Raw genomic sequence first — 3,014 nt, forward strand, 5'->3', positions numbered from 1 at the left:
GTGCTGGCGAAGGTGGGGAAACGGAGAAAGAGCGGAGCGAGCGAGGCGGCGGAGTAGGTAAATGAGCCACAGCTCACCAGGTTAAAACAGTCGTGAGGCGAGGAGCCGTTCGGATATCGGACCACGGTACGATTGCGGGGAAGATCTATGGCAAAGCTAAAAGCCTCTGCTCCAGTAGTACCAATTGACGGTGGCCCACCCTGTCCGCAGTGCGGACGGCCCATGCAACGCTATATGCAACGCATTGGCGGTATTAAGGATCCGTCCGAGGATAAACGCTACGCGTTTTTGGGATTTGGGTTGATGGTGTAATTCCATTCGCCGTGGAAGTCATGGCGGACAATGTTGACGGCAGCGAGTTCTTCGTCGCTGATCTTGATGCCGGCGGGATAGGTATTGGGATCGAGTTCGCTGCGGACTTTCAACCCGGCCTTTGTCGTGGTCGCGGCGATCAACTGGACGATCACCGCATGGCTGACCAATGGTTTGCCGCGCCAATTGCCGGTGATGAATGAGAACAGACGATGCTCGATCCTGTTCCACTTGCTGGTCCCGGGCGGCAGATGGCACACGGTGATCGGCAGGTCGAGTTGGTCGGCGAGCCTCTGTAGTTCGATCTTCCACAAGCGGATACGCGAGCCGTTGCTGCCACCGCCATCCGCGGTGATCAGAAGGCTGCGGGCAGCGGGATAGCGCTTACGCCCCATCTGCGTCCACCAGCTGCGGATAGCGTTGGTGGCAAAGGCCGCGGTGTCGTGGTCGATGCCGACGCTGACCCAGCCGGCGTTGTCGGCGATGTCATAGATGCCGTAAGGCACGGCGCGCCCCAGTTCGGGAATGACGAAGTCGTGCACGCGAACCTCGGGCGGCGAGCCCTGCGGATGCCACTCGCGCCCGGCATTACGGAAATCGCCGACCAGTTCCTTCTTCTTGGTATCCACCGAGATCGCGGGCTCACCAGCAGCCAGCGCGGCCTTCACATGGTCGTTGATATAGTGAAACTGGGCATCGCGATCCGGATGGTGCGATCCCTCGCGGGTTTTGCGGTTGCCCTGCAAACCATAACCGAGCTTGTGCAGCAGTTCGTTCACCAACGTGCGGCCGACCTGGTGACCCATGTCGCGCAGCGCGCTGGCGAGCTTGCGCACGCTCTTGTTGGTCCAAAGCAGGGGCGATTGCGGATCGCCCCGCGTCTCGGGTTCGACCAGTGAACAAAGATCATCGATCAGGCTTGCATCCATCTCACTCCTCGGCTTGCCGCCAGCCCCCGGCCGGCGCACCCGCCCTTCTTCGAGGGTCTCTCCGCTGCGCACCTCATCGAGCGCACGTCCGATAGTGCTGCGCGCGATGCCCGTGGCGCGCGCCACCGCGGTTACTCCGCCCCGCCCCGCCGAAAGCGCTTCGGCTGCCGCAAACCGCCGCCGTCCGCGCTCGTCAAGCACTGGACGCAGCGTCTCGAACCGCTGGCGAATGGCCGATTCATCAATCATTCCCCAACGCTACAGCCCTGCCAACCAAAACGGAATCCCTCAAACCCCATCTTCACATCACAATCGATTCATCAATCGCCGGACGGAGCCTAAGGACAGCCGTCAGAATTATAGAATCGGATAGTTCGTTGGCGCCATGCGGTAAATTGACTCGGCTTGGCGGGATTCCCTGGAGTTGGCTGGGGCCTTATGCAGGTCGACATGATCGACAGGCAGGCGATTCGGCGAAGGTGGGAAGCGGTCGGCTCGAAGCTCGATGAGCGTGGCCGGCGGATGTTTGCGGCCGGGGAAGCCGTTGTGGCAGGATGGGGCGGACTTGAGACGGTCTCGGAGATCACGGGACTTGCGCGCTCGACCATCGGCCGAGGAAAGAAAGAACTCAACGCCGCGCCGCTGCCGAAAGGCCGGATCCGCCGCAACGGCGCTGGGCGACCGGATCTTTCGAGCCGGGACGCAACGCTGGTCGAGGATCTGCGCAGCGTGATCGAGCCGGCGACGCTGGGCGATCCGGTGCGCCCGATGTTGTGGGTGTCGAAAAGCCACGAAAAGCTCGCCCTTGCGTTGCAGAACAAGGGCCATGAGATCAGCGCCAGTAGTGTGAAGAGACTGCTCCCGACGCTCGGCTACAGCAGGCAATCGAACCGCAAGGCCGACGAGGGCTCGAAGCATCCCGACCGCAATGCGCAATTCGAGCACATCAACGCCAAGGCGATCGCGGCCCAGGCTGCGGGACAGCCCGTCATCTCGGTCGACACCAAGAAGAAAGAGCTGATCGGCAATTACAGGAACGGTGGGACCGACTATCGTCCGAAGGGCGATCCGCAACGCGTGAAGGTGCACGACTTCGAAGACAAGGAACTCGGCAAGGTGGTGCCTTACGGGGTGTACGACGTCGGCGCCAATGCGGGATGGGTGAGTGTCGGCATCAACGGCGATACAGCTCAATTCGCCGTCGCTTCCATTCGTCGCTGGCTCGACGCCATGGGGCGTGAGCGCTACCCGAACGCCCGCGAGTTGACGATCACGGCTGATGGCGGCGGCTCCAACGGATCGCGTGTCCGGCTATGGAAAGTCGAGCTGCAGAAGTTCGCCGACACGACGGGCCTCATACTCCACGTCCATCACTATCCACCGGGCACGTCGAAGTGGAACAAGATCGAACATCGCATGTTCTGCCACATCACGCAAAATTGGCGTGCGCGGCCTTTGACCGATCGCTTGGCCGTCGTCGAGCTGATTGCCGCGACCACCACCAAAACCGGCCTGAAAGTCGCAAGCGCGCTCGACACCGCCACCTACGAAAAGGGAATCAAAGTTTCCGATGCCGAGATGAAGACCCTCGACATCCAGGGCGACCCATTCCATCCTGAATGGAACTACACCATCCGTCCAAGATCGACCTCAAACCGGAGCGATTAATTTGACGGCTGTCCTTAGCCGGCGAAACGGCCAGTTTTGCCGGAATTTTGGGCGAGCCACCAAGATAGCGCCCGCGGAATGCGCCTGCGGGACGTTACCGAGCGC

At 61.3% G+C, this 3,014-nt stretch carries 2 protein-coding genes; one reads left to right on the top strand and one right to left on the bottom strand.

The window, feature by feature from the left end; all coding sequences use genetic code 11:
* Positions 1–278 precede the first annotated feature (278 nt).
* A complete protein-coding gene (locus RMO25_RS04380) occupies positions 279–1,490 on the bottom strand; it encodes an ISAzo13 family transposase (protein WP_309661384.1) in 1,212 nt (403 codons plus the stop codon).
* A gap of 201 nt (positions 1,491–1,691) precedes the next feature.
* Between RMO25_RS04380 and RMO25_RS04385 the strand changes: the two genes are divergently transcribed.
* Entirely contained in the window at positions 1,692–2,909 is a 1,218-nt protein-coding gene (locus tag RMO25_RS04385) for an ISAzo13 family transposase (RefSeq protein ID WP_309661385.1), read from the top strand.
* The last annotated feature ends 105 nt before the right edge of the window (positions 2,910–3,014 follow it).

The organism is Sphingomonas sp., from assembly GCF_031361285.1.
Taxonomy (GTDB): Bacteria; Pseudomonadota; Alphaproteobacteria; order Sphingomonadales; family Sphingomonadaceae; genus Sphingomicrobium.